The organism is Citrobacter sp. wls829 (genome assembly GCF_005280825.1).
Classification (GTDB): domain Bacteria; phylum Pseudomonadota; class Gammaproteobacteria; order Enterobacterales; family Enterobacteriaceae; genus Citrobacter; species Citrobacter gillenii.
In genome coordinates this window covers 1-2,628 of sequence record NZ_SZWP01000094.1, presented here as the reverse complement: position 1 = coordinate 2,628, position 2,628 = coordinate 1, and the positions used below count along the sequence as shown (strand labels likewise).

The following is a 2,628-nucleotide window of genomic DNA, read 5'->3' as shown; positions in this document are numbered from 1 at the left end:
TATCACCACCGACTATTTGCAACAGTGCCATAGATTCTTACGTAGCGTTTCTGGCGTGCATTTTCGGGTGGTTTGTTACTGTTTTTAACGGGGATACGTCAGAAACGCGCTCAGGCCGTCTGAGCGGTACGCGTAATGAGGCGTTATGGTAAATAGCCTATGCTAATGTCCGCTAAGAGCGAGGAGCAGACGTTGAAGGCTAAAAGAAGGCTACTGAATTTGTGGCGATTCAGTCTTCATCCGCACAATGTGGGCAGCCCGTATACCTCATTGTCTCGCCCATTGCTTCACAGGGAGTCCCACAAATTTCACAAGTATCATAGCCTGTATGGATCTCAAGACATCGTGTGCACAGGAAGTTCTCGCCAAACACACAGACCGTTTCATGGCCCTCACAGTGAGCGCAATTTGCTAGGCCATCGGGATACATCATTTCGTCCACATGACGAAAATTCTCCTCATCAAGCAAGTTATACCTTGAGAGTTCTGCGTTACAGGTGCGGCAGATGAAGGTATCGTCATCTTCTTCTTCCACCGGCAGAACCTGGTCTGTATCACACTCAGGACAGGTAAACTTTACATGGCGCTCTGAGTGAAAACAGACGCGACAAGTTTGCTCATAAACGGTAGGACCGTTCTTCCCGACGGCAAGAATTTCCATGATGGCTGCTGGCTTGTGGCAAATGGTGCAGGGATGAAATTCAGCGCCCTCAGTCGCAAGTTGTTCCAGCTCGGGCTGGATATGTTTCAGACGGGCTTCGGCATAAAACTCGTTGCCTCGCAGGAGTTGTGTTTCACCTAATGCCAGTGCCCAGTTGTGTGGTGAAGCAAAATGCTGTTGCCAGTCTTCACGCATTAGTCGGTTCAGTGCAAACCATGCCCGAGCCTGTTCAGCCAGAATGGTCTCCACCTCAGAATCACTAAAAGCTGTATGAAAGAAATGAACTACACGGTTTCGGTGATTGCGAATGGTATTAAACACAGCTTCGGTTTCTTTAGGCAGGGGCTTTTCAAGGATATCCCTCAACCGGGTACAGACATCATCAAAGGACACCGACTGAAAATCACCGGCAAGGTAGCTTTTACGCGATACTTTTTTACCGCTGCAGACCAGCGTCCAGTGTTCGCTGGCAAGGGGTACCTTGAGCAAAATTTCTACAGCTATCCAGAAACTAACTACCGAGTGTTTGTACTGTTTGGCCTCGAACTCTTCACGTGCCTTATCCAGAAAATCCATGCCATTCTTAATGAGAGCCGCCACATCAGCTGCGAGAGGGGCAGGTAATTTTGTTCGTGTATGCATCCTGATCTCCGTTATCACGGGGGGCCGGCAGCTGCTGCAGAGATTAGTGGGTATAGAGGATAAATCTTAGTTGCTGGCTGGCCACCACATCGAGGGCAAAGACTTTGGTGTTGACCTCATTGCACTCAAACTTCTCATGCACCATCAGCCATTGCAGGATCTTCGGATGAACAAGGCCATACAACAGGTGCATTACAAGACTGATCCTACCCAATGTGAGCAAGACCCTAGCGAGGTTATAGTTTCAATAAATTCCGAGCTGAGTCCGCCACAGCACAGTGATTTCGCCACCGATTGTAATCTCACTCGATAAAATTAAACACAGTTATTCGCATCATTTCCCGGCTGGCAATGCGTTCACCGTGGATGCCATATTAGATAGCTCCCTTGGAAACCCTTAACGTCCGCTCCTGGCACAAAGCGGACAGTGATCACCGTTCTTACGACTACTTTCTGACTTCCTTCGTGACTTGCCCTAAGCATGTTGTAGTGCGATACTTGTAATGACATTTGTAATTACAAGAGGTGTAAGACATGGGTAGCATTAACCTGCGTATTGACGATGAACTTAAAGCGCGTTCTTACGCCGCGCTTGAAAAAATGGGCGTAACTCCTTCTGAAGCGCTTCGTCTCATGCTCGAGTATATCGCTGACAATGAACGCTTGCCGTTCAAACAGACACTCCTGAGTGATGAAGATGCTGAACTTGTGGAGATAGTGAAAGAACGGCTTCGTAAGCCTAAGCCAGTACGTGTGACGCTGGATGAACTCTGATGGCGTATTTTCTGGATTTTGACGAGCGGGCACTAAAGGAATGGCGAAAGCTGGGCTCGACGGTACGTGAACAGTTGAAAAAGAAGCTGGTTGAAGTACTTGAGTCACCCCGGATTGAAGCAAACAAGCTCCGTGGTATGCCTGATTGTTACAAGATTAAGCTCCGGTCTTCAGGCTATCGCCTTGTATACCAGGTTATAGACGAGAAAGTTGTCGTTTTCGTGATTTCTGTTGGGAAAAGAGAACGCTCGGAAGTATATAGCGAGGCGGTCAAACGCATTCTCTGAACCAAAGCATGACATCTCTGTTTCGCACCGAGGGTGACACTTCTGCTTTGCGTTGACACCCTCTGATTTAGACAATTGCAGCCATAAAGCCCCGTTGGTGATACAGCAACAAGCGGAGCGTAGTGACGTCATCAGATTGTCAGAGGGATCACACCTTATCAGGATAACCGTGTACCTTTCGGAGCGTGACTGAAACGCTGATAGAACTTGCATGTGGTTTGCAAGAACCAATCACTGTCAACAACGGGTAAAAAGTGATCCACT

The 2,628-nt window shown here is 48.1% G+C and carries 4 protein-coding genes and 1 pseudogene; 2 read left to right on the top strand and 3 right to left on the bottom strand.

Annotated features, from left to right (window positions below; translation table 11 throughout):
- Nucleotides 1–229: 229 nt before the first annotated feature.
- The 3 genes and pseudogenes from FDW88_RS18805 to ydfV form a co-directional block, all read right to left on the bottom strand.
- Complete coding sequence (locus FDW88_RS18805) at nucleotides 230–1,303, bottom strand: hypothetical protein (protein WP_000557466.1); 1,074 nt, start codon at nucleotides 1,301–1,303, stop codon at nucleotides 230–232.
- A gap of 43 nt (nucleotides 1,304–1,346) precedes the next feature.
- Nucleotides 1,347–1,496 carry a hypothetical protein gene (locus FDW88_RS22485; RefSeq protein WP_000550473.1) on the bottom strand — a complete coding sequence of 50 codons (150 nt, stop codon included), beginning with the start codon at nucleotides 1,494–1,496 and terminating at the stop codon, nucleotides 1,347–1,349.
- 206 nt (nucleotides 1,497–1,702) lie between these two features.
- Nucleotides 1,703–1,813 (bottom strand): annotated as a pseudogene (gene ydfV / locus FDW88_RS22750) (protein YdfV); the annotation flags it as partial.
- Between the two features lie 24 nt (nucleotides 1,814–1,837).
- Here ydfV and relB point away from each other — a divergent pair.
- Entirely contained in the window at nucleotides 1,838–2,077 is a 240-nt protein-coding gene (gene relB / locus FDW88_RS18800; protein WP_000534857.1) for a type II toxin-antitoxin system antitoxin RelB, read from the top strand.
- Nucleotides 2,077–2,364: a type II toxin-antitoxin system mRNA interferase RelE gene (gene relE, locus FDW88_RS18795; RefSeq protein ID WP_000323025.1), complete on the top strand. Its 288-nt coding sequence runs from the start codon at nucleotides 2,077–2,079 to the stop codon at nucleotides 2,362–2,364. Before relB ends, relE begins: the two co-directional genes overlap by 1 nt.
- Nucleotides 2,365–2,628 lie beyond the last annotated feature (264 nt).